Origin of the sequence: Winogradskyella endarachnes, from assembly GCF_009741275.1 — a bacterium.
GTDB classification, from domain to species: Bacteria; Bacteroidota; Bacteroidia; order Flavobacteriales; family Flavobacteriaceae; genus Winogradskyella; species Winogradskyella endarachnes.
The window spans coordinates 17,021-40,026 of the sequence record NZ_WOWS01000003.1 but is presented as its reverse complement, the minus strand read 5'-3'; the positions used below and the strand labels follow the sequence as shown (position 1 = coordinate 40,026).

Below are 23,006 nucleotides of genomic sequence, written 5' to 3'. Positions count from 1 at the left end.
CTTTCTTGATACTTATATTGAGAAAGTATTTTTTTTTAACACCCAATATCACTGTTATACAATGAAAAAACTTATACAACTTACCTGCATAATTGGTTTAATTTTTACATCCTCTTGTTCTTCAACAAAAAACATAAACAATTCTGAAAAAGAAGAGATAACGACTTCTAAAAATATTGATAACACAGCACGCGATGGTAGTTCTTTTGAAAAAGCAATTATTGTAAAAAGTATTAAAGAAGAATACGTCTATGTAAAAAAGAACTGCATTAATTGCACTATGCTAGGACAAGCCTTAGCTTATAATGATAAGAAACCTTTTGATATCCTTAGATTAAAAAATGCAGAAGGTAAGGAAGTATCCTATTATTTTGATATCTCTTTATTTTTTGGAAAGGGTTTTTAAACACATTTCAAAAAAAAATTACAAGGTGTACTTTAAAGCTATAATTAAATTTCTACCAGGCGCAGATATGCCAGAAGAATATGGCCTGTAAAGTTGGTCGGTTATATTTTCTAAACTTGCTGTAAGCGTCCAATTTTCATTGTGCTTATATTGCGTTCTTAAATTAAGCGTGTACCAAGATGGCACATAAGGATTACCGTTACTGTCCTTAGCGTAAATATAATCTTTTTCAACTTCAGATGGTGCCAATTGACTATTAGAAAACTCATTATTATAAACGAGAAAAGTATCTATTAAGAACTTGTTTTTCTTCCACTTTAAATGTGTTTTTCCAAAATATGGCGCCACGTGTCTTGTTGGCTCTTCAACACCTTCATTATCTTCAGTGCCACCAATAATATTGTATTGCGAGCGTAATTGTAAATGTTTAGAAAAATTGATTTCCATACCAACTTCAAACCCATAAATCCAAGCTTTAGACGCATTTTGCATGGCTTGTACTGTGCTTAATTCGTCATTGTACATAATTTCGGTTTCGCCATTAAGCTCAAAATCTCTTCGTATTAAAGCATTATCTAAAAAGGTATAATAAGTCGCTAAATCAAAGATTACTTTATCATCAAAATTCAACTTTAAACCTAATTCACCACTATAAGCATATTCTGCTTTTAAATCTTTATTTGGTACAACAACAGCACCAGGTTCAGAATCAAACACCTTACCAATATCGTCTATATTTGGTGCTCTAAAGGCGGTAGATGCGTTTAATTTCCATTGTATCATCTTGCTTGGAGACCATGTAATACCTGCAGTACCTGTTAATGCACCAGTGTTTACTTCTGCATCATCAAAAGGTAAATTTAAATACGCATTATTTTCTGTAAAGTCAGCCTTAGCTATCACTTGGTTGTAACGTAAGCCAGACTGAAACACAAAGGTTTTATTTAGCTTATATTTTAAACTGGTATATGCTGCAAAAGATTGCCAAGTAGCATCATTAGGATAACGTGTTACCGTTGCTGTATTGGTGTTGGTTTCTATATTTTGTTCTTCACCATAAGAACCCACTAAATTATACAGATATTCTGCACCATAAAATAAAGAGATTTTACTATTAAATCGTTTTTCTAAATCTACATTAAGCGAAATAGCATCTACATTTTCTTCTCTTACATCTCTAATTACAGATTGATAATCTCGATCTCTCCTACTCTCTTTAAAATTTTGATACGCTAATGTGGTTTGTATCTTATTGTAAAAGCTAGAACGGCTACTTAGTTTGGTTAATTGAAAATTACCCATAAACCATTGTTGTGGTCCGTAACTCCATTCGGCTGAGCGTAAATGATCATCTTTGTAACGCAACAACCTATCGTATCTTGAATAATCTGATGTCGTAGAATAATACACACCTAAATCAAAATCAACATTATCTGAAGGTTCATATCTAACTTTCTGCATTAGATTAATTTGATTGTAACCTGTAGGATTTTGAACTTGTGGATCCGAATTGGCAACTATAATATCTTCACCATTTTGTTGATCTACGTATTCTAATCTTAAATAATCATCTGGGCCATGACTTCCCATTCTTAAATCTCCAAAATCTGTATAAGAAACACTGGTTAAAAACGCCCACTTTTTATAACCAAGGTTAACATCAAAATGGCCAGTTTTTTCATTACTAGCTGTGGCAAAACGTGTCATTGCATTTGCACTTAAGTATAATTGTTTTTTAAAAGACAATTGCGGTTTTTTGGTATAAAAACTCATTACACCACCAATAGCATCACTTCCGTAAACCACAGAGCCAGCACCAAGCGTAACTTCTGTATGATGAATAGCTAAGGGATCTATTGAAATTACATTTTGAAGGTTTCCTCCTCTAAAAATGGCATTATTCATACGTACACCATCTACAGTAATTAATAATCTATTGGTAGAAAACCCTCTAATCATTGGGCTTCCTCCACCTAATTGACTTTTCTGAACATAAATATTACCTGTATTCTCTAGTAAATCTGCACTTGTTTGAGGATTTGAGATTGTTATATCATTGGCATTTATACTTACTATAGTTTGGGGAATTTCGCGCTTATTTTGCTCAAATTTTGAGGCAGAAATTACAATTTGCTTTAAAAATTCCACCTTTGGTTTAAGATAAATCGTATCCTTAAGTTTTCGTATTTCAGATTTTTTGAGAGCTCGTTTTTCGTATAAAAAATTCTTAAAAATAAGGGTTTCTTTATCCTTAAAACTATCTAACGAAGCTTGTCCGTTAATATCTGTAATCAACGTTTTACTTTTATTAGCATTGTAAATAGACACCCCAAGAATAGGTGTATTAGAGTCTTCCTCCAAAACAGTAACGGTTTGCCCAATTGCCATTTGTAGTAGAAAAAAAGAAATGATAGTAAATAGGAAATTTGTCTTCACACTTAAATTCAATATCAATAAAAAATCCTTTTTGGTAACAGCTTAATGAAACACGTCGTTAAGCACTTGTAATGATTTTGGTTTTTTAAAACTGTCCAAATGTAATTCAAAATAATACAACAACATATTCAAAAACTCTTGTCTTTGCATCGCCGTAATTTTTAATGTTTTTAAAGTATCAAAATTTATGCCCAATAACCGTTTTAACAGTGTTAAATTTACACCAGAAACAGAGTAAATTCCGTTATTAGTAGCTTCAAAAATTCCCGATTCTAAATTAAAATAACCGTATTCATTCTCTAAATTTTCTGGCTGAAAACCCAAGTAACGTGTTAATTTTAAAAGAAATAATAAATGAAAATTTGTAAACTGGTCCTCATTATCTAAGTATTGAAGGGCTACAGATATAAACTCGAATAAGCCTTCGTTCTTTTCTTCCTCTTTTAAAACATTTGAAAGAATTTCGGCCAAAAACAAAACAATAGAACTTTTGTAAATGTTAGTATGAAGACTTTTATAAATGTAATTAAATTTAACTTCCTTTATATAATGAAGCGTTTGATTGGGTTTATAAGACTCTTCTATTTGAAGCTGAGATAAAGCTTGGTAATAAACCGTTTTAGATAAGCCTTTTTTAGATTTTAAAACACCTTTGAGCAGATAACTTACCACACCACGTTGCTCTGTGTAACATTTAACAATAAGATCGTACTCTCTGTATTTTAATTTTGAAAGTACAATACTGTTGTTTTTTGAAAGCATCTTTTATCTAACTATTAATACTTTAAGCACCTTTGTTTCAAACGAATCTAAATCTGAAATCAGTATTAAATATACGCCTGTTCTTACCACATTATTAGCTAGGTTTTTACCATTCCAAACGGCAGTACCACCATCAATAGCAAAATTATAACTGGTATTAGACGATCTTAAATTAATATTAGATTGTGCCTCTGCTACTAAATTACCTTCAATATCGGTTATTTTTACATTAACATTATCTGTAAGTCCGCTTACTTTTACACCTTTAGTAATATCATTAAGATCACTAAAACCAAGTATTTGATATTCTGGTCTTACAGGATTTGGATACACAAAGGCATCGTCTAACGTATCTTTAGTATCAGAACCACCAGCTTTAAAAGACAGCAATCCTTTGTCTGTAGCAATATAAACAATGCCATTATCTGAGTCTAAACTTAAATCGTTTACCGAATTTGATGGTAATGGCGAATTATCTTGCGTAAATTGATAGATTGTAGTTTGCCCATCAGATGTTACATAAAACACACCTGCATCTGAGGTGCTTATCCATTTATTGTTAGAACCATCAACTTCTATATCTGTAATAACTTGTCCTTCTAAAAGCTCTTTAGCAATACCATCTTCTAAAATAATAATTTTACTTAAAGATGGGCTAGTATCCTCATAAAAACCAGTTGTATTGTACAATACTCGTAAGCCATCTGTTGTACCTACCCAGAGTTGGCTATTATTGTCTATAGCTAAACTTACAAACCTGGTAAAAGGATCAATAGTGGCATCTGATGTATTGATATTTCTTAAAGGACTGTTTGAAATGCTTTCGTTATACGCTAGTAAACCATTATCGTATGAGCCAATCCATTTTGTACCATTGTTGTCTATTTCAATATCAAAAAAACCATCCTCATCATCTGGATCTTCAATTAAACTAGAAAAACTGTAACTCTGCCAATTACCTGTTGTAGGATTATAGGATTTTAAAGGACTTTCTATTCTACTTGATACTGACCAAAGTAAGCCATCGCTATCAAATTTTGTAGCAGTAATCCTAACACTTTCAGCACCTAAGGGTTCTAAACCACTATTATTTTGGTTATAAAGTTCAGTGGGTACAAAATCATTTAATTCTAACAACCCACTATGAGGAGCACTTATAAAAACCTGCCGAGTATTAAATGGATTTATTGAAATTTCTGATAAATTCTTAGCTTCAAAAATGCTATCGTAAGGAATACTAATCCATTCTTCATTTCTGTAATAGCTGAGTCCTCGACTTCTTAACGGAAACGGGTTTGTTGTATTTGAATAATCACCAAAGGTTGCATAAACAATTTCTGAATCTGAATTTAACCGAAACACACTATTAAATAAAGGGCCATTAGGTTTTATTGATATATAAGTCTCAGTTGTATTAACACCGATTTTAAGCACACCAAAATCAGTGGTTCCTATGTATACCTCATTATCTAAAACTACAGATGCTGTAAAACTGGTATCGAAATCAATATTAGGATAGAAATCATTTAAAGACTGCAAATCTGCACCATATACATAGCTTACATCTGCCATTGTAAAAGTAATATAACCACCTGAAACCTCAGCGTCTAAAGCTGTAGAAGGTAATGTTGCTACCACAGAAGTGGTAGTGTCAGTGATTTCGTATATATTATTATTTACATTAGCCGTGTAAACTTTATCATTAAAAGTACTTACGGTAAGATAGCTACCAAAAGCAACTGTTGTCCATTGTTGGTAATCTATTAGATTAGGATTACTTAAATTGGCTTTTTTTACACCATTACCATAATAACATGCCGCAAAAATCTCATTATTAGAAATGGTTGTTTGTTTAACAGAAATTTGTGATCCATTATCACCAATAAAATATGTATCTCCAAACTCTAAACCACTTAAATCATAAATTGAAATGCCATAATCTGCAGAAATATACACTAACCCATTATCTTCATAAAAGTGATTAATTATTTTATTTGCTGGTGTAATATTTTGTTTATCTAAGATATCTACAATACTAAGAACCGACGCATCAGTCTCAGAATACAATTCTATTAAACCAGAATCATACCCAATAAGTAAATATTGATAGACTTCGCTATAATAAATTGTAGTTATACTGTCACCAGACAAACCTTCTACTGTAGTAATAGTTATTATTTGGTTGGTTGTAGTATCGTAGGCAAAAACAGCATTTTCTGCTGCTGCATAAATTTTGTTTTCTCCACTAACCACATCTACAATACTGTTGTAAGAAAAATGACCTTGCCATAAAGCTGAAAAATCTTGAGCGTAGCAAGACGTGGAAATCCCTAAAACAAGAATAAAAATTTTAAATACAGAACTGCGCATTCGTAAATTAAGTTTGGTCAAAGATATTTAATAGTAACGAAACTATGGAGAATATCATATATTATGTCATAAAAAAAGCTTCTACAATTTCTGTAGAAGCTTTACTATAAATATTTATAAACTATTTAAATAACACCTTGCGCTAACATAGCATCGGCTACTTTAACAAAGCCAGCAATATTTGCACCTTTAATATAATCTATAGTACCATCTTCATTAGTACCATATTCTACACAAGAATCATGGATATCTTTCATAATATCCTTTAATCTAGAATCTACCTCCTCTCTAGACCAGCTTAAACGTAATGAGTTTTGGCTCATTTCTAAACCAGAAGTTGCTACACCTCCAGCATTTGAAGCTTTACCTGGTGCAAATAAAATTTTTCCTTTTTGAAACTCATGTATTGCCTCTGGTGTTGACGGCATATTTGCACCTTCAGACACGCAAATACATCCGTTATCTATTAACTGTTTTGCTTCCTCTCCATTTAACTCATTTTGAGTAGCACATGGTAAAGCAATATCACATTTTACAGACCATGGTCTTTCACCTGCAACATATTTAGCCTCTGGATAGGTTTCTAAATACTCACTTATTCTACCACGTTTATCATTTTTAATATACATTACGTGTTTTAATTTTTCTGAATCTATCCCAGCTTCATCATAAATATACCCACTAGAATCTGATAAGGTTAAAACTTTAGCACCTAATTCTATTGCTTTTTCAGCAGCATATTGTGCAACGTTACCAGATCCAGAAATAGCGACCGTTTTTCCATCAAAAGAATCACCCTTTCTTTGAAGCATATTCTGTGCAAAATATACGTTTCCGTAACCCGTAGCCTCAGGTCTAATTAACGATCCTCCCCAAGAAGCACCTTTACCTGTTAATACACCTGTAAACGTGTTGTTTAATTTTTTATACATACCAAACATAAAGCCTATTTCTCTGGCACCAACGCCAATATCTCCTGCTGGCACATCTGTATTATGGCCAATATGTCTAAACAACTCCGTCATAAATGCATGACAAAAACGCATAATTTCGTTATCAGATTTTCCTTTTGGGTCAAAATCAGAACCTCCTTTTCCGCCACCCATTGGCAAGGTTGTTAATGAGTTTTTAAACACTTGCTCAAATGCTAAAAACTTTAAAATACTGGCATTTACTGTAGGATGAAAACGCAAACCACCTTTATATGGTCCGATGGCAGAATTCATCTGAATTCTATATCCTCTATTAACTTGTATTTCTCCAGTATCATCAACCCAACTTACTCTAAAAGAAATCAATCGTTCTGGTTCTACCATTCTTAAAAGAATGTTTTTTCCGTTATATATTTCGTTTTCAGCTATATACGGAATCACAGTTTCTGCAACTTCTTTTACAGCTTGTAAAAATTCTGGTTCGTGACCATTTCGTTCTTTAACTAAATCTAAAAAAGCTTCAATCTTTTCTTTCATAAGTATGCTATTTTACAAATTATGTTTAAATTGTTGGCGGTAATAACAATTATTACATTGCCAGGATTGTATAAAAACCAATATATGACATCAAAATTATTGAATTACAATATATGGCGTGCAAATATACGTTATCTCTAAAAATATGCGTGTTTTTTTTTATTATTCTCAAAATGTTTTTTTCTTCCCTGACCTAGACAAAATTAATTTATAAATGAGATCACGTGCATTTTATCCGTTTTATTTTGTATTTCGTCGAGTTTTTATATATTTGCTCGGTAATTATTCATTAATGTAAAATTAAATGATCCATAACATAAAAAAATTAATCGTTCCGTTTGTATTTTTCTTATCTATTCAGATAGGATATGCACAGTTAGGTTTCTCTCACGAAATTGGTGTTATTGCAGGACCAGTAACTTTTCAATCTGATTTCGGTGTACGATCAGATTTAGAAACCAATGTAGGTAACTCTGGTATTGGATTAGGTCTTGTTCATTATGTTAATTTTGCATATAGAGCAGATTGTAACTGTTATACTACTGATAAATATTTTAATGATCACTTTAAGTTAAGAAGTGAAATTTCTTGGAACAAAACAGCACTATCGCATTTTGGAGACTGGGTAGATTCTAATAAAGTTTCTGATGATTCTGAAAGATTAAGAGGCCATACTGGTGAAGCCCAAAATTGGGATATTGGTATGCAACTAGAGTTCTTTCCTTTAAGTATTAGAGCTTTTGCTGCTGGTATAAATAAATTTGCTCCTTTTGCAAGTTTTGGTGCGCATTACGTTTCTTATAGACCAGAGACATATACAGATTATGTAAGTGCCGACCCATTAAACCCAAATGATGTAGGAAACCCAGACGACCCAAATAACTTTTATTCGCTTTGGGATGCTGGCTCCGTTAATGATATGAGCGGATCCACTTGGTCTTTAGTTAGTAGTATTGGTACAAGATATAAACTTACCGTACTTTCTGATTTTATGATAGACTTAAGGTTTCAATACTATTTTACAGATTGGGCAGATGGTTTAAACCACCAATTAGAGTCTAACAAATCTAATGACTGGTTGGTATGGTTAAACTTTGGTTACATTTATTACTTAGATTAAAAAATCAAAATACTACATAAAAAAAAGACCAAATAAGCATATTTGGTCTTTTTTTTTTATCTCAATATTTCCTAACTCATTTACCCAATTGCTTGTTTTAAGTCGGCAATTAAATCAGTCTCATCTTCAATACCAACGCTCAAACGGATTAATGAATCTACAACACCTATTTTTTCGCGTTCTTCTCTTGGAATGCTTGCATGCGTCATACTTGCAGGATGACCAGCTAAAGACTCCACGCCTCCAAGGGATTCAGCAAGGGTAAATATTTTTAAGTTTTCTACAATTTTTATAGATGCCTCATAATTATTCCCTTTTGTTGTAAACGAGACCATCCCACCAAAATCATTCATTTGAGCATTAGCGATATTATGATTAGGATGATGTTTAAATCCTGGCCAATATACATTTTCAATTTTAGGATGATTTTCTAAATATTCTGCAACAGCTTTACCGTTCTCACAATGCCTTTGCATTCTTACATGTAAAGTTTTTATACCTCGTAACGCTAAAAAAGCATCTTGAGGACCACAAATAGCACCACTTGCATTCTGAATAAAATACAAACGCTCTGCCAATTCCTTATCTTTTACAATTAAAGCTCCCATTACTAAATCACTATGTCCACCAATATATTTGGTTGCAGAATGCATTACAATATCTGCTCCCAAAGCTAAAGGCTGTTGTAAATATGGTGTAGCAAACGTATTATCTACAGCTAAAAGCACCTTATGCTTTTTAGCAATATTCGCAGTTGTAACAATATCTATAATATTCATCATTGGGTTGGTAGGCGTTTCTACCCAAATCAGTTTGGTTCTATCGGTTACATAATTTTCAATTTTATCTGCATTTTGCATGCCTATGAAATTAAATTTTATCCCAAAATCCTCATATATTTTAGTAAATAAACGATACGTGCCACCATACAAATCGTTAGTAGAAATTACCTCATCTCCTGGCTTCAATAGTTTTAAAACGGCATCTATAGCCGCTAAACCCGATCCAAAAGCCAAACCAAATTTTCCGCTTTCAATACTAGCTAATGCCTGTTCTAAGGCATGACGTGTTGGGTTAGCAGAACGTGCATACTCGTAACCTTTATGTCCACCTGGCGTTGACTGAGCAAACGTTGATGTTTGGTAAATTGGCGGCATTACTGCACCATAAGCGGCATCTGGTTTTTGTCCTCCATGAATGGTTTTTGTATTGAATTTCATAATTAATGAAGTATTTGAAATTTCGAATTAAAATCATCACAAATTTAATGGATTATTCGTTCTATCTTAAATCTAAATAATACCTTTATTGTTTCAAAATCATAAGCATCATTTATTATGAAACGTATACTTCCTTTATTCATTTTTATTATTGTTTTGACCTCTTGTTCTGAAGAAATTAAACCTGCTACTTTTGAAACTTTTTCAATTAATGAACCGTTTGATGCCGAAATAACAGCGACCTACAGCAAAGCCGAAGGCAACACTAAACTTAGTAAAACAATCAATCAAAATATTGAAAATGCCATTGTTGAAACCATAAGTACTGCTGAAACTAAAAGCGACCTTAAAACACTTTTAAAAGATTTTAACAAAGAGTTTCTTGAGTTTAAAAAAGATTTTGATGAAGCTTCTGAACCTGTTTGGGAATTAGATGTAGAAACTGAACTGGTTTATCAGTCAGAAGCCGTTTTAACCATTGTTATTAGCACTTATGAATTTAAAGGTGGTGCGCATGGTAATGACCAAATTAAGTTTTTGAATCTTGATGCTAAAACAGGAACTATTTTAACGCTTGATGACTTTATCGACAATAAAAATGATTTTAAATCACTTGCTCAAACCCATTTTAAAAAAGCTTCAGAATTAAAAGATGAAACTCTAAACATGGAAGATTTTTTCTTTGGAAAACCTTTTCAATTACCAGAAAACATAGGTTATAGTGACGATGGACTCGTTTTACTTTATAACCCTTACGACGTTGTGTCTTACGACCAAGGGTATTTTGAATTTGTAATTCCGTTTGAAGCTGTAGATTCTTACTTAAAGATTAAATAATTATTTAGCTCTTGTTAATCGTTTTATAATAGGACCAACAGTTAAACCTTGTCCTACAATAGAAACAACGACAACCACATAGGTAATTACCAAAAATAATTCCCTGTGCATCTCTGCAGTTAAGCTTAACGCTAGTGCAATTGAGATTCCGCCTCGTAATCCGCCCCAAGTCATAATTAAATTAGTTTTGGGTACAAAATCTAAACGCCTTTCAAAGAATTTAATAGGTAAAAATAAAGAAATATAACGACACATTAATATAATTGGAACTGCCAATAAACCTGCATAAATAAATTTTCCATCCAAAGTAAGAACCAGCATCTCCATACCTATCATTACAAATAAAATAGTGTTTAATAACACATCTACAAGTTCCCAAAATTTATCTACATATGCCTCAGTAGTTTCAGACATTGCAGTATCTCTAACCGTATCATTACCTACAATAAGACCAGCTGTAACCATGGCTAAAGGTGCAGACAAATGAAACTGTTGCGCTAACATGGTGCCTCCCATTACTGTGGCTAGGGTTAAAATAACTTCAATCTCATAATTATCTATAGATTTCATTAAACGATAGGTAACCCACCCTAATAAAAGACCTAATGCAATGCCGCCAATAACTTCTTGTCCAAAAAGCGTAGCGATATCCGAAAATTCAATGGCTGCATCTGGTTTAGCAGCAATAGCAAAAATGGTTAAAAAGACAACCACACCTACACCATCATTAAATAATGATTCGCCTACAATTTTAGTTTCTAATTTTTTAGGAGCTCCAGCTTTTTTCAAAATACCTAAAACAGCAATTGGGTCTGTTGGCGAAATTAAAGCACCAAATAATAAGCAATAGATAAAATTAACGTCAAAACTCATCAACTTTAGAACGTAAAACATAGTAATGCCAACTAAAAATGTAGAGACTAAAACACCCAAAGTAGCAAAGGCCATAATGGGCCAACGTTGCACTTTTAATTGATTAAAATTAGTGTGCAAAGCACCTGCAAAAAGCAGAAAACTCAGCATAATATCTAGTAAAACAGTTTCAAAATCTATTAATGCTATAAATTCTCGCTCCTTAACGAGTAAGGTATCATCAAACTGTGCAATACCAACTAAAACAACTGTAAAAACAATGGTTATTACCATTAATCCTATTGTAATTGGAAGCTTTAAAAACTTCACATTTATATAGCCGAAGATTGCCGATAACACAATTAATATAGTGGCAATTGAATAGTAATCCATAAAATATTATTTTTCTTAAATGTACTTAAAATTCCCTTTAAATACGGTTACTTTGCAATCTCAAAATTATATAGATTTCTGATATGAAAAAAATATATTATTTAAGCACATGTAATACTTGTACTAGAATCATTAATGAACTGGAGTTACCAGAAGGGTTTCAGTTACAAGATATTAAAACCGAACCTATTACTGAGCAACAAATTGAAGAGATGCGAGCACTTACAGATAGCTATGAAAACCTATTTAGTAAACGTGCAAGACTTTATAAAGAATTAGGCTTAAAAGAAAAATCACTTTCAGAAAACGATTTTAAAAACTACATTTTAGAACATTATACGTTTTTAAAACGTCCTGTAATACTTTTTAACGACCAAATATTTATAGGTAATTCTAAAAAAACTGTAGCATCTGCTAAAACGGCTATCCATGCAAAGTAGAGGCTTTGCTCTTTTTGCATTAATTATGGTTCAAGTTTTATATGGACTTAACTATACATTTGCAAAAATTGTAATGAACGGTAATTTTGTTCCACCTTTTGCCTTAACCATTTTAAGAGTTGGTGGTGCAGCTATTTTATTTTGGTTAATAAGTATTTGGTTACCTAAAGAAAAAATAGAGCGTGCAGATTATTTTAAGTTTTTTATTGCAGCACTTTTTGGTGTGTGCATTAATATGCTGTTTTTTTTAAAAGGTGTAGAACTTACAACACCTATACATGCTGCAGCAATTACGACGATTACACCAGTAATTATTTTAATTCTATCGTCTTTTGTTTTAAAAGAAAAAGTTACCGTTTTAAAAATTGTTGGTATTACTATTGCATTCTCTGGTGCTTTAGCTTTAACCCTCTTTGGTGATTCTGATAGAGTTGGCAACAATGTTGTTTTGGGCAACACTTTTATATTTTTAAATGCCATTTTCTATAGTATATATGTCATTTTAATTAAGCAATTAACTAAAAAATACCATCCATTTACCTTTATAAAATGGTTATTCCTTTTTGGATTCTTTATGGTTTTACCCTTTGGGTATAAAGAATTACAAGAGGTACAATGGGAAACATTTTCACCTTATGTTTATTTCTCAATTGCTTTTGTAGTCGTTGGTGCAACATTTGGCACTTACCTTTTTAATCCCATTGCGTTAAATAAACTTAAAGCGTCAACTGTAGGTGTTTTTATTTATTTACAACCTGTAATAGCTGGTTTATTTGCATTGGTAATGGGAGCAGATAGTATGGATACAATTAAGATTATCGCGATGCTTCTTATATTTTCGGGTGTGTATTTAGTATCACTTAAACCTAAAACCGTCGATTAATTTGTATTAAAAGTATTGATGCTATTTACCAAACCAGGTTTTAAAGCCATTTATACAGAATGTGCATATCAAATCTTTTAAGCAACATTCTGTTTTTAAATAAAAAATTCCTGCAAGAGCAGGAATTTTATACTATTTATTTATAAAACTTTAAACCTACATTTCCATAGGCTTAGGCTTTATACCATGCTTACGTGTATCTGCTTTTGTCAATACTTTAAAATTTTTAGATTTTGGGAATGTATGCGCCAAGTCTAATAATGATTTTGGTAAACCTGTTAATTTTCTTGCTTTTAAATCTATCCAACCACCTTGCATTTCGCAATAGGCTAAATTTTCGCCTTTATGGTTGTAAAAGTTATGTTCAAACATAAACAACATACCATCTTCACTTAAACCAGAGACTTCAATAGTTACCGTAATTGGCGTCCCTAAAAATGATTCTTTAAAATAGAACATATGTTCATAAAATACCACAGGACCAACATTATGTTTCATAATTTCTGGCATAGAAAAGCCTTGTTCTGCAAAAAAAGACATTCGAGCGTGACTCATAAAATTGGTATATGCAGAGTTGGCTAAATGGCCATTTGCATCAACATCACTCCATCGTATTTCAAACTGTTTTTTGTACGTTTTCATAACTTAAATTTAAAGAAACAAATTTAAGAAAGTATCTTGTGTACGCATAAGTGTTTGTATAAATTTTAATACCTTCTAAAACCGTTCAATTTTGTACCTTTGTCCAACTTTAATCATAAAGTCTTAATGATACAATCAATGACGGGTTATGGGAAATCTGTATTACAGCTCCCAACAAAAAAAATCTCAATAGAATTAAAATCGCTAAATAGTAAAAGTTTAGACCTCAACGCTCGCATGCCTTCTATGTATAGAGCCAAAGAATTAGAAATAAGAAAACTTATTGCAAAGCATCTTGGAAGAGGGAAAGTAGATTTTTCACTTTTTGTAGAAATTACAGGAGAAGACACCAGTTCTAAAATCAATAAAACGGTTGTTAACGAGTATATTAAACAACTTAAAGAGGTGGTAGACGGTGACACTACAGAGTTACTTAAAATGGCAATTAGATTACCAGATGCTGTAACTACAGAACGTGAAGAAATTGACGAAGAAGAGTGGTCGCTTATTAGCAACGGTATTAACGAAGCAATTACAAAAATTGTCGGTTACCGAAAAGACGAAGGCAAAATTTTAAAGCAAGATTTTATTGATAGAATTGCATCCTTAAAAGGTTTATTAAAAGAGGTTATTACCATGGATCCTGATCGTATTGAGGGTGTAAGAGCACGTTTAGAAAAAGGTATTGCAGATATAAAAGAAAAAGTTGATGAAAACCGTTTTGAACAAGAATTGGTTTACTACATAGAAAAATTTGATATTACTGAAGAAAAAGTAAGATTAGATAATCATTTAGATTATTTTACCCAAACTTTAAATTCAGACGACTCTAATGGAAAAAAACTAGGCTTTATCTCTCAAGAAATTGGTAGAGAAATCAATACCATTGGTTCTAAATCTAACTATGCACCTATGCAAAAGTTAGTAGTACAAATGAAAGATGAACTCGAAAAAATAAAGGAACAAATGTTAAATGTTCTATAGCCTATTGCAGTATTAAACAACCTAAACTCCCTATTTTGTCAGAAATTAAAAACGAAAAACAAGGTAAACTTATAGTGTTCTCAGCGCCTTCTGGCTCCGGAAAAACAACAATTGTCCGTCATTTGTTGCAGCAACCAGAACTTAATTTAGAATTTTCTATTTCGGCAACATCTAGAGAAAAACGTGGTAATGAAGTACACGGAAAAGATTACCATTATTTATCACTTTCAGAATTTAAAAACCGAATTAAAAACGATGAGTTTTTAGAATGGGAAGAAGTTTATAGAGACAACTTTTATGGCACTTTAAAAACTGAAATTTCTCGTATTTGGGCTAAAGGTAAACACGTAATTTTTGATATTGATGTATCTGGTGGTTTACGTATAAAACGAAAATTCCCAGAGCAAACCCTTGCCATTTTTGTAAAACCACCAGATTTAAATGAATTGGTAAGACGTCTTAAAGAACGTGGTGAAGAAAGTGAAGAAAAAATTAGCATGCGTGTATCTAAAGCACCAGCAGAATTGGCAACTGCACCACTTTTTGATGAAATTGTAATTAACTCCAATTTAGACGAAGCTTTAGAACAAGCATATAAATTAGTTTCTGATTTTATTAAAAAATAGACTCTAAAATAAATATATTACATGAAAGTAGGTCTATATTTTGGTACATTTAACCCCATCCATATTGGGCATTTAACCATTGCTAACCATTTGGCTGAACATAGTGATTTAGACCAAATTTGGTTTGTTGTAACCCCTTTAAGTCCTTTTAAAAAGAAAAGTAGTTTGCTAGATAATTACCATCGCTTAGAAATGGTTTATTTAGCTACAAAAGATTACGATAAATTAAAACCCAGCGATATAGAATTTAAATTAAAACAACCTAATTATACTATAGATACGCTTACTTATTTGTTAGAAAAATATCCAGACCATGATTTTTCCTTAATTATGGGTGAAGACAATTTAAAGAGTTTTCATAAATGGAAAAACTACGAACTTATTTTAGAAAACCACAGTATTTACGTTTACCCAAGAATTTCTTCAGGAAATATTGAAACCCAATTTAATGACCATCCTCAAATTATTAAAGTTGAAGCACCAATTATGGAACTATCTTCAACGTTTATAAGAAAAGAAATTAAAGAGGGCAGAAATGTAAAACCGATGTTACCTAATGACGTTTGGAAATTTATAGACGAAATGAATTTCTATAGGTAATAGTAACGAGATTCCTACTTTGCAGGGATTAAAAGTGATAAAAAGCATTCTCATAATGGGTAATTTGCTCTGTAGATTTATTTTTTAACACTGCAATTATATCAAACCTAGTTTCTAAATCTATAGCATTACTCGTTATAAATTCATCCATTGCTTTTACCAAATGTTTTATTTTTTTTGGTGTTACAAACTCTTGTGGATCGCCAAAAAAATCAGAATTTCTAGCCTTAACCTCAACACAAATCATAAAATTATTGTGTTTAGCAATGATATCAATTTCAGCTTTTTGAAACACATAATTTCTAACCACAATTTCATATCCTTTTTTAATGAGATAATCCGTAGCTAATTGTTCTCCTAATTTGCCAAGTTCGTTATGATCTGCCATAGTTCAGTTTTCAATTAACTGAATAAATTCTACTGATAAGATAATTTGCTTCCGCTTTTTTCAACTTTTAAATCTACAATCTTTCCTAAAACTAAAGCACGATTATCTTTCTCATGTCCTGCTGGCATATTAAACGTAATAGGAAAATCGTAATCTGCCAATGCATCTAAAATAAGTTGCTCAACAGAGGATCCCCAAAGTGTGGTATTTTTTCGCATTCTAGACATATCACCAACCACAAGTCCGTTTAAATTATCAAAATAACCAGCTCGTTTCATACTTTGTAACATACGATCTATATGGTATTTGTATTCGCCAATTTCTTCAATAAAAAGAATTTTACCAGAAGTATCTAGACTTGTATCAGAACCCAACATGGTATGTAACATGGTTAAATTCCCTCCTATTAATTCGCCAGTAGTTTCTCCTTCCCTATTATATTGAGATGCTTCTAAAGTATAATTCTCAGGATGCCCAAAAAGTGCAGATTTAAAGGTAGAAATAGCGGTTTTTACATCATTTAAATCTTTAGTTAAACTCACGCACATTAACGCGTGTAAGGATTGAAATCCTTCGTTATGCAATTGGTTATGCAATGCTGTAATATCTGAATAGCCTATTATCCATTTTGGATTTTTCTTAAAGGCTGTATAATTCAATTTATCTAAAACTCTAACGGTTCCGTAACCACCTCTTGCGCACCAAATGGCACTAATTTTTGGGTCGTCCATAGCATTTTGTAAATCTTCACAACGTTCTTCGTCTGTACCAGCAAAATGATTAGACTTACTAAATACATGCTTACCAACTACAGCGTGCAATCCCCAACTTTTAAGTAAATCTACAGCTTGTTGTACTTCGCGTTCTCTATTTTTTAATATGCCTGAAGGCGCAACAATAGCAACAGTATCTCCTGCTTTTAAATATGGTGGCTGTATTAATTTTGAAGTCATTTCTGTTGAATTATCAGTTTCAGTTTGAGCGTTAATATCAGTATTTATAACCATAAGTACAATTAAAATTAGATATGAACAGTTCTTTTTCAGTTTCATAAATCAGAGTTTTTGTAAATATAAAAAGGAATACATGAAGCCTCTAAAAATAAAATATTTTTAGTTTAGAAATCTTAGCATACAAAAAGACCATCTTTAGTTAAAGATGGTCTTTTTTAAACGTATAAATCTAGTTTATTATTTTCTAAACTTTACTTTTTTAGATTTTGTATTAGCCTCAACTACTGGTCTGTTTTCAGAAGAATAATCAAAAGCGCTCAGTGTTCCTCTAAAATACCCAGAAAATGTTTCTCCACTTGATGCAGCACCAGAAAACTCAAATTCATATGTAGATCCATTATCTAAAACGGTTAGAGATCCAGACGTAATATCATAAGATTCTCCGTCTGCAGAACCATCTTGAGATATGTTTATATACAATGCACCATCTCCAAATGTATTAGCGTCATAACTACCACTTTCAAAAGAATAAGTCCCTGTTTCTAAATCACCTTCAGCTTCAGTAAATAATTCAAAATATAATCCAGAAACTAAATTATCATCAAAAACTAATTCGTCGTCTACAACTGACATTTCTGAGCTAAACAAGCTAATATCAAAATTATATACACCGTCTACATAATAATCTCCATAATTTTCAATAACACCAGATTTTAACTGAAATTCAGTATCTCCATAAATAAAGTAACTGTCACTAGAGCTTCCACTACCACCATCATCGTCACTTCCACAAGAAAAAGACATTACACTAATGGTTACAAGTAAAAATAATTGTTTTAAGTTTTTCATTTTTAATGATTTAAAGGTTAAGTGATTAAATTTATAATATTTTTTAATAACACAAAGAATTTTCTTTCATTTTTAGAATAAGCGATTCCACTTTTCATTATAAATCACACTTCAAAATGTTTACTTTTGTGCTTTAATAAAAGAAACACCATGTCAAAAAGATATACCATAACAGCAGCTTTACCTTATACTAACGGCCCAATACATATTGGTCACTTAGCAGGCGTTTATGTACCTGCAGATATTTATGCACGCTATATGCGTTTAACAGGTAATGATGTTGCCTTTATTTGTGGTAGTGATGAGCATGGTGTACCAATTACTATAAAGGCAAAAAAAGAAGGCGTTACACCTCAAGATATTGTAGATAAATACCATGCTATAATTAAGCAGTCTTTTGAGGATTTTGGGATTACTTTTGACAACTATTCTCGTACATCTGCAAAAATTCATCATGATACGGCCCAAGAGTTTTTTAAAACGCTTTACAACAAAAATGAATTTGTAGAAGAAGTGACTGAGCAACTTTACGATGCAGAAGCCAATCAGTTTTTAGCCGATCGTTTTGTAACTGGTACATGTCCAAAATGTGGCAATGAAGAGGCTTATGGCGATCAGTGTGAAAACTGTGGAACAAGCCTAAATGCAACAGATTTAATTAATCCTAAATCTGCCATAACAGGAAATGTACCAACTTTAAAAGAAACAAAACACTGGTTTTTACCACTTAATAAACACGAAGCGTTTTTACGCGAATGGATTTTAAAAGGTCATAAAAAAGACTGGAAACCTAATGTTTACGGCCAAGTGAAATCTTGGATAGACGATGGTTTACGTCCAAGAGCCGTGACTAGAGATTTAGATTGGGGAATTCCGGTACCTGTAGAAGGTGGCGAAGGCAAAGTGCTTTACGTATGGTTTGATGCACCTATTGGTTACATCTCTTCTACAAAAGAATGGGCTGCACGCGAAGGTAAAAATTGGGAAGATTACTGGAAAGACGAAAACACTAAACTCGTCCACTTTATTGGAAAAGATAACATTGTATTTCACTGTATTATTTTCCCATCCATGTTAAAAGCCGAAGGGTCTTATATTTTACCAGATAATGTGCCAGCTAATGAATTTTTAAATTTAGAAGGCAAGAAATTGTCAACCTCTAAAAACTGGGCTGTTTGGTTACCAGAGTATTTAATCGATTTTCCTAATCAACAAGATGTGTTGCGTTATGCACTTACAGCAAATGCACCAGAATCAAAGGATAACGATTTTACGTGGAAAGATTTCCAAGCCAGAAACAATAATGAATTGGTGGCTATTTTCGGGAACTTTATTAACCGTGTTGTGGTTTTAACTAACAAATATTACGAAGGTGTTATCCCAGAACCTTCAGCATATGCTGCAATAGACGAAGAAACTTTAGCGGCTGTAAAAGCATATCCTGCAGTGATTTCTAGTTCTATTGAGCGTTACCGTTTTAGAGAAGCTAGCCAAGAATTAATCAATTTAGCACGACTAGGAAACAAATATTTAGCAGACGAAGAACCTTGGAAAACCATTAAAACAGACGAAGCACGTACTAAAACCGTAATGTTTGTTGCTCTACAAATCGCATCTGCTTTAGCGGTGTTATCTGAACCGTTTTTACCGTTTACCTCAACGAAATTGAAAGGAATCCTTTGTCATTCTGAACTTGATTCAGAATCTAAATGGGAAGATATTTCAACTAAAGATGTCCTAATTCCTGCAAATCATAAAATCAATAAAGGCGAATTATTATTCTCTAAAATTGAAGATGAAACCATTCAGAAACAATTAGACAAACTTGAAGCAAATAAAAAAGCCAACGAAGCAGCCAATAAAGCAACAGAACCTCAAAAAGAAGAAATTACGTTTGAAGATTTTACCAAACTAGACTTACGTGTTGGTACGATTCTCGAAGCCGAAAAAATGCCTAAAACCAAAAAGCTTTTAGTCTTAAAAGTAGATACAGGTATTGATACAAGAACCATCGTTTCTGGTATTGCAGAAAGCTTTAAACCAGAAGACGTTGTTGGAAAACGCGTTACCGTTTTAGTCAACTTGGCACCAAGAAAATTAAGAGGTGTAGAAAGCCAAGGTATGATTTTAATGACTGAGGATGAAGGTGGTAATTTGGTGTTTGTAAATCCTGATGTGGATGGCGTAAATAATGGCTTACAGATTAGTTAAATGGCTAAACCATCAATAACAAGACAAGTTATAGATTTACAAGCTCAAGCAGAGCGCCTTATTAGAACTAAAGGCAATATGCCAGAAATTGAGGCTTTCTCTCAATATAACGAAGAGATAAAAGCCTATTTATTTGAGAATATTGATGATGACTTTGTGCTCAATTACGTAAAAACTATTCCGAGTTTAAATTTAGATGCCATTGAAACAAAATCTGGATTACTAACTCTAGTTATTGGTTTAATTTCTGGAGGCTCAGCATCAGCTTATCACGAGCGACATAAAATAGAACAAGCCTTAGAACAGATAAAAGAAATTTCTAATAAATACGCGTCTTGCGAAATGATGATTAGAAATTGTTTTGATAATTAATTTAACTCCTACCTTTTAATGGCTCAATTAATACAATATATATTAACTCATACCCAATTATTAGAATCTTCAATTAAAAACACCATAGAACTTTTAAACGAAGATTGCACCATTCCTTTTATTTCGCGCTACAGAAAAGAAGCCACAGGAAATTTAGACGAAGTACAAATTGGAGACATCGTTAAATTTAAAGAACAATTTGAAACTTTAGAAAAACGTAAAGTTGCCATTTTAAAAACTTTAGAAGAACAAGCCATTTTAACCGAAGACCTCAAACAAAAAATCTTAAAAACTCAAGATTTAATTACGCTTGAAGATTTATACTTACCCTTTAAGAAAAAACGAAAAACAAAAGCAGAAACGGCTCGTAAAAATGGCTTAGAACCTTTGGCTAAAATCATCATGAGCCAAAATGCTAATGATATAGAATCTGTTGCCTACAAATACGTAAAAGGCGACATCTCAACCACAGAAGAGGCTTTAGAAGGCGCCAGACATATTATTGCCGAGTGGATTAATGAGCGTACCGATATTAGAAACAACCTACGAAACGAATTAGAGCGACGTGCCCAAATAAGCACTAAAGTTATTAAGTCTAAATCTACAGATGAAAAGGCTCAAAAATTTAGAGATTATTTTGATTGGTCAGAAAGCTTAAACCGAATTCCTTCACACCGATTATTAGCTATTTTACGAGCCGAAAGCGAAGGCTTTATCCGTGTAAAAATTGAAGTCGATGAGATTAGAGTTTTAGAACGTATTGATAATAAAATAATACGCAGCAATAATGCCTGCGCAGACCAAATAGAGTTGGCCATTTCAGATGCTTACAAACGTTTACTTTTTCCGTCGTTAAGTAACGAAGCTTTAAGTAATGCTAAAGAAAAAGCGGACGAATCTGCCATTACCGTTTTTGCTAAAAACTTAAAACAATTGTTGTTGGGTTCGCCTATTGGTGAAAAACGTGTACTCGCAATAGATCCAGGTTTTAGAACGGGTTGTAAAGTGGTTTGTTTAGATGCACAAGGTCATTTAAAGCACAACGAAACCATTTATCCGCATGCGCCAAAAAACGATAGTATTGGAGCCATAAAGAAGATTTCGAGTTTAGCAGAAGCGTATAAAATTGAAGCTATTGCAATAGGAAACGGTACAGCATCACGAGAAACGGAAGCCTTAATCCGTAAAATTCAATTTAAAAATGACATTCAAGTTTTTGTGGTGAGCGAAGCAGGTGCAAGTATTTACTCAGCTTCAAAAATTGCTAGAGAAGAATTTCCTAATTACGATGTTACGGTTAGAGGTTCGGTTTCTATTGGACGACGCTTGCAAGATCCATTAGCGGAATTGGTAAAAATTGATGCTAAATCTATTGGTGTTGGGCAATACCAACACGATGTAGACCAAACTAAACTTCAAAAACAATTGGATATTGTTGTAGAAAATTGCGTGAATGCAGTTGGCGTTAATATTAATTCAGCGAGTCAACCCTTATTGAGTTATGTTTCTGGAATTGGACCAAAATTAGCCGAAAACATTTTTAATTACAGAACGGAACATGGTGTTTTTAAATCTAGAAAAGACATTTTAAAAGTACCACGTTTAGGCGGAAAAGCTTTTGAACAAAGTGCTGGATTTCTTCGAATTAAAAATGCTAAAAATCCTTTGGATGATTCTGCTGTGCATCCAGAACGTTATGCTATTGTAAAACAAATGGCAAAAGACGAAGGAATTTCGCTCTCAGAATTAATTGGTAATAAAGCCATTCTTCAAAAGATAAATTTAAAAAAATATGTGTCTCAGACAATTGGCTTATTAACGCTTAAAGATATTATTAAAGAGCTAGAAAAACCTGGATTAGATATTAGAGAAACTGCTAAGGTTTTCACATTTAATCAGAACATTAAAACAATTACAGATTTGCACGAAGGTCAATTACTACCAGGTATTGTAAATAACATTACCAATTTTGGCTGTTTTGTAGATGTTGGGATTAAAGAAAGTGGCTTAATACATGTGTCTAACTTATCAGACAGTTTTGTAAAGGATGTTAATGAACATGTGCATCTGCATCAACAAATCATTGTAAAGGTTTTAGAGGTTGATGTGGCAAGAAAACGGATTCAGTTGAAGCTTCATAAATAATGTATAAAGAACTTAAGTTTTAAAACCACTTTCACTATATTTATCTTT

The 23,006-nt window shown here is 32.4% G+C and carries 21 protein-coding genes; 11 read left to right on the top strand and 10 right to left on the bottom strand.

Annotated features, from left to right (window positions below; translation table 11 throughout):
* Window positions 1–61: 61 nt before the first annotated feature.
* Window positions 62–406 (top strand): hypothetical protein, encoded by a 345-nt coding sequence (locus tag GN138_RS08540; protein WP_157363387.1) that lies wholly within the window; start codon window positions 62–64, stop codon window positions 404–406.
* An 18-nt stretch (window positions 407–424) separates the two neighbouring features.
* Here the strand turns inward: GN138_RS08540 and GN138_RS08535 are convergent, their stop codons facing one another.
* The 4 genes from GN138_RS08535 to gdhA form a co-directional block, all read right to left on the bottom strand.
* Window positions 425–2,794 (bottom strand): TonB-dependent receptor plug domain-containing protein, encoded by a 2,370-nt coding sequence (locus tag GN138_RS08535; protein WP_157363963.1) that lies wholly within the window; start codon window positions 2,792–2,794, stop codon window positions 425–427.
* A 90-nt stretch (window positions 2,795–2,884) separates the two neighbouring features.
* Complete coding sequence (recO, locus tag GN138_RS08530) at window positions 2,885–3,604, bottom strand: DNA repair protein RecO (RefSeq protein WP_157363386.1); 720 nt, start codon at window positions 3,602–3,604, stop codon at window positions 2,885–2,887.
* Window positions 3,605–3,607: 3 nt separating this feature from the next.
* Window positions 3,608–5,974, bottom strand: a complete 2,367-nt coding sequence (porZ, locus tag GN138_RS08525) for a type IX secretion system anionic LPS delivery protein PorZ (protein ID WP_157363385.1) — start codon at window positions 5,972–5,974, stop codon at window positions 3,608–3,610.
* A 125-nt stretch (window positions 5,975–6,099) separates the two neighbouring features.
* On the bottom strand, window positions 6,100–7,443 hold the full coding sequence (gene gdhA / locus GN138_RS08520) for an NADP-specific glutamate dehydrogenase (protein ID WP_157363384.1): 1,344 nt from the start codon (window positions 7,441–7,443) through the stop codon (window positions 6,100–6,102).
* Between the two features lie 304 nt (window positions 7,444–7,747).
* Here gdhA and GN138_RS08515 point away from each other — a divergent pair, with 304 nt between their 5' ends.
* A complete protein-coding gene (locus GN138_RS08515; RefSeq protein WP_157363383.1) occupies window positions 7,748–8,563 on the top strand; it encodes a THC0290_0291 family protein in 816 nt (271 codons plus the stop codon).
* A gap of 80 nt (window positions 8,564–8,643) precedes the next feature.
* On the opposite strand, the gene GN138_RS08510 is transcribed toward GN138_RS08515, so the two are convergent.
* Window positions 8,644–9,783 (bottom strand): cystathionine gamma-synthase, encoded by a 1,140-nt coding sequence (locus GN138_RS08510; protein ID WP_157363382.1) that lies wholly within the window; start codon window positions 9,781–9,783, stop codon window positions 8,644–8,646.
* Window positions 9,784–9,900: 117 nt separating this feature from the next.
* On the opposite strand from GN138_RS08510, the gene GN138_RS08505 reads away from it, so the two are divergent.
* The gene (locus tag GN138_RS08505) at window positions 9,901–10,620 is read left to right on the top strand and encodes a DUF3298 and DUF4163 domain-containing protein (RefSeq protein WP_157363381.1); all 720 of its coding nucleotides are present in this window, start codon (window positions 9,901–9,903) and stop codon (window positions 10,618–10,620) included.
* Here GN138_RS08505 and GN138_RS08500 read toward each other — a convergent pair whose 3' ends face one another.
* Window positions 10,621–11,865, bottom strand: coding sequence for a cation:proton antiporter (locus tag GN138_RS08500; protein WP_157363380.1), 1,245 nt, complete (start codon window positions 11,863–11,865; stop codon window positions 10,621–10,623).
* Window positions 11,866–11,948: 83 nt separating this feature from the next.
* Between GN138_RS08500 and GN138_RS08495 the strand changes: the two genes are divergently transcribed.
* Entirely contained in the window at window positions 11,949–12,305 is a 357-nt protein-coding gene (locus GN138_RS08495; protein WP_157363379.1) for an arsenate reductase family protein, read from the top strand.
* On the top strand, window positions 12,295–13,188 hold the full coding sequence (locus GN138_RS08490; protein WP_157363378.1) for a DMT family transporter: 894 nt from the start codon (window positions 12,295–12,297) through the stop codon (window positions 13,186–13,188). The genes GN138_RS08495 and GN138_RS08490 overlap by 11 nt, the downstream gene beginning before the upstream one ends.
* A gap of 156 nt (window positions 13,189–13,344) precedes the next feature.
* Here the strand turns inward: GN138_RS08490 and GN138_RS08485 are convergent, their stop codons facing one another.
* On the bottom strand, window positions 13,345–13,830 hold the full coding sequence (locus tag GN138_RS08485) for an acyl-CoA thioesterase (RefSeq protein WP_157363377.1): 486 nt from the start codon (window positions 13,828–13,830) through the stop codon (window positions 13,345–13,347).
* 126 nt (window positions 13,831–13,956) lie between these two features.
* Here GN138_RS08485 and GN138_RS08480 point away from each other — a divergent pair, with 126 nt between their 5' ends.
* From GN138_RS08480 to nadD, 3 genes are read left to right on the top strand one after another with little or no spacing between them, the layout of a single operon-like run.
* Entirely contained in the window at window positions 13,957–14,814 is an 858-nt protein-coding gene (locus GN138_RS08480) for a YicC/YloC family endoribonuclease (RefSeq protein ID WP_197429331.1), read from the top strand.
* A gap of 35 nt (window positions 14,815–14,849) precedes the next feature.
* Window positions 14,850–15,440, top strand: a complete 591-nt coding sequence (gene gmk / locus GN138_RS08475; RefSeq protein ID WP_157363376.1) for a guanylate kinase — start codon at window positions 14,850–14,852, stop codon at window positions 15,438–15,440.
* Between the two features lie 21 nt (window positions 15,441–15,461).
* Window positions 15,462–16,040: a nicotinate (nicotinamide) nucleotide adenylyltransferase gene (nadD, locus tag GN138_RS08470; protein WP_157363375.1), complete on the top strand. Its 579-nt coding sequence runs from the start codon at window positions 15,462–15,464 to the stop codon at window positions 16,038–16,040.
* A 28-nt stretch (window positions 16,041–16,068) separates the two neighbouring features.
* Here nadD and GN138_RS08465 read toward each other — a convergent pair whose 3' ends face one another.
* The 3 genes from GN138_RS08465 to GN138_RS08455 all read right to left on the bottom strand — a co-directional run bounded on the left by GN138_RS08465 (window position 16,069) and on the right by GN138_RS08455 (window position 18,230).
* The gene (locus tag GN138_RS08465) at window positions 16,069–16,428 is read right to left on the bottom strand and encodes a YraN family protein (RefSeq protein WP_157363374.1); all 360 of its coding nucleotides are present in this window, start codon (window positions 16,426–16,428) and stop codon (window positions 16,069–16,071) included.
* A 29-nt stretch (window positions 16,429–16,457) separates the two neighbouring features.
* Window positions 16,458–17,480, bottom strand: coding sequence for a S66 peptidase family protein (locus tag GN138_RS08460; protein WP_231743056.1), 1,023 nt, complete (start codon window positions 17,478–17,480; stop codon window positions 16,458–16,460).
* 138 nt (window positions 17,481–17,618) lie between these two features.
* A complete protein-coding gene (locus GN138_RS08455) occupies window positions 17,619–18,230 on the bottom strand; it encodes a hypothetical protein (protein WP_157363373.1) in 612 nt (203 codons plus the stop codon).
* Between the two features lie 126 nt (window positions 18,231–18,356).
* On the opposite strand from GN138_RS08455, the gene metG reads away from it, so the two are divergent.
* Genes metG through GN138_RS08440 form a run of 3 tightly spaced genes read left to right on the top strand, consistent with a single transcriptional unit; the run spans window position 18,357 to window position 22,958 of the window.
* On the top strand, window positions 18,357–20,441 hold the full coding sequence (metG, locus tag GN138_RS08450) for a methionine--tRNA ligase (RefSeq protein ID WP_262884647.1): 2,085 nt from the start codon (window positions 18,357–18,359) through the stop codon (window positions 20,439–20,441).
* Window positions 20,442–20,813 carry a hypothetical protein gene (locus GN138_RS08445; protein WP_157363371.1) on the top strand — a complete coding sequence of 124 codons (372 nt, stop codon included), beginning with the start codon at window positions 20,442–20,444 and terminating at the stop codon, window positions 20,811–20,813. It abuts the gene before it with no gap.
* A gap of 18 nt (window positions 20,814–20,831) precedes the next feature.
* Entirely contained in the window at window positions 20,832–22,958 is a 2,127-nt protein-coding gene (locus GN138_RS08440) for a Tex family protein (RefSeq protein ID WP_157363370.1), read from the top strand.
* Window positions 22,959–23,006: the final 48 nt, after the last annotated feature.

Excerpts from the sequence above, each read along its gene's own strand:
- GN138_RS08510 (WP_157363382.1), bottom strand. The coding sequence starts at position 9,783 with ATGAAATTCAATACAAAAACCATTCATGGAGGACAAAAACCAGATGCC.
- GN138_RS08480 (WP_197429331.1), top strand. The coding sequence starts at position 13,957 with ATGATACAATCAATGACGGGTTATGGGAAATCTGTATTACAGCTCCCA.
- GN138_RS08465 (WP_157363374.1), bottom strand. The coding sequence starts at position 16,428 with ATGGCAGATCATAACGAACTTGGCAAATTAGGAGAACAATTAGCTACG.
- GN138_RS08540 (WP_157363387.1), top strand. The coding sequence starts at position 62 with ATGAAAAAACTTATACAACTTACCTGCATAATTGGTTTAATTTTTACA.
- nadD (WP_157363375.1), top strand. The coding sequence starts at position 15,462 with ATGAAAGTAGGTCTATATTTTGGTACATTTAACCCCATCCATATTGGG.
- GN138_RS08500 (WP_157363380.1), bottom strand. The coding sequence starts at position 11,865 with ATGGATTACTATTCAATTGCCACTATATTAATTGTGTTATCGGCAATC.
- GN138_RS08515 (WP_157363383.1), top strand. The coding sequence starts at position 7,748 with ATGATCCATAACATAAAAAAATTAATCGTTCCGTTTGTATTTTTCTTA.
- GN138_RS08535 (WP_157363963.1), bottom strand. The coding sequence starts at position 2,794 with ATGGCAATTGGGCAAACCGTTACTGTTTTGGAGGAAGACTCTAATACA.
- gdhA (WP_157363384.1), bottom strand. The coding sequence starts at position 7,443 with ATGAAAGAAAAGATTGAAGCTTTTTTAGATTTAGTTAAAGAACGAAAT.
- GN138_RS08445 (WP_157363371.1), top strand. The coding sequence starts at position 20,442 with ATGGCTAAACCATCAATAACAAGACAAGTTATAGATTTACAAGCTCAA.
- GN138_RS08440 (WP_157363370.1), top strand. The coding sequence starts at position 20,832 with ATGGCTCAATTAATACAATATATATTAACTCATACCCAATTATTAGAA.
- recO (WP_157363386.1), bottom strand. The coding sequence starts at position 3,604 with ATGCTTTCAAAAAACAACAGTATTGTACTTTCAAAATTAAAATACAGA.
- GN138_RS08505 (WP_157363381.1), top strand. The coding sequence starts at position 9,901 with ATGAAACGTATACTTCCTTTATTCATTTTTATTATTGTTTTGACCTCT.
- GN138_RS08490 (WP_157363378.1), top strand. The coding sequence starts at position 12,295 with ATGCAAAGTAGAGGCTTTGCTCTTTTTGCATTAATTATGGTTCAAGTT.
- GN138_RS08460 (WP_231743056.1), bottom strand. The coding sequence starts at position 17,480 with ATGAAACTGAAAAAGAACTGTTCATATCTAATTTTAATTGTACTTATG.
- porZ (WP_157363385.1), bottom strand. The coding sequence starts at position 5,974 with ATGCGCAGTTCTGTATTTAAAATTTTTATTCTTGTTTTAGGGATTTCC.
- GN138_RS08495 (WP_157363379.1), top strand. The coding sequence starts at position 11,949 with ATGAAAAAAATATATTATTTAAGCACATGTAATACTTGTACTAGAATC.
- GN138_RS08455 (WP_157363373.1), bottom strand. The coding sequence starts at position 18,230 with ATGAAAAACTTAAAACAATTATTTTTACTTGTAACCATTAGTGTAATG.
- GN138_RS08485 (WP_157363377.1), bottom strand. The coding sequence starts at position 13,830 with ATGAAAACGTACAAAAAACAGTTTGAAATACGATGGAGTGATGTTGAT.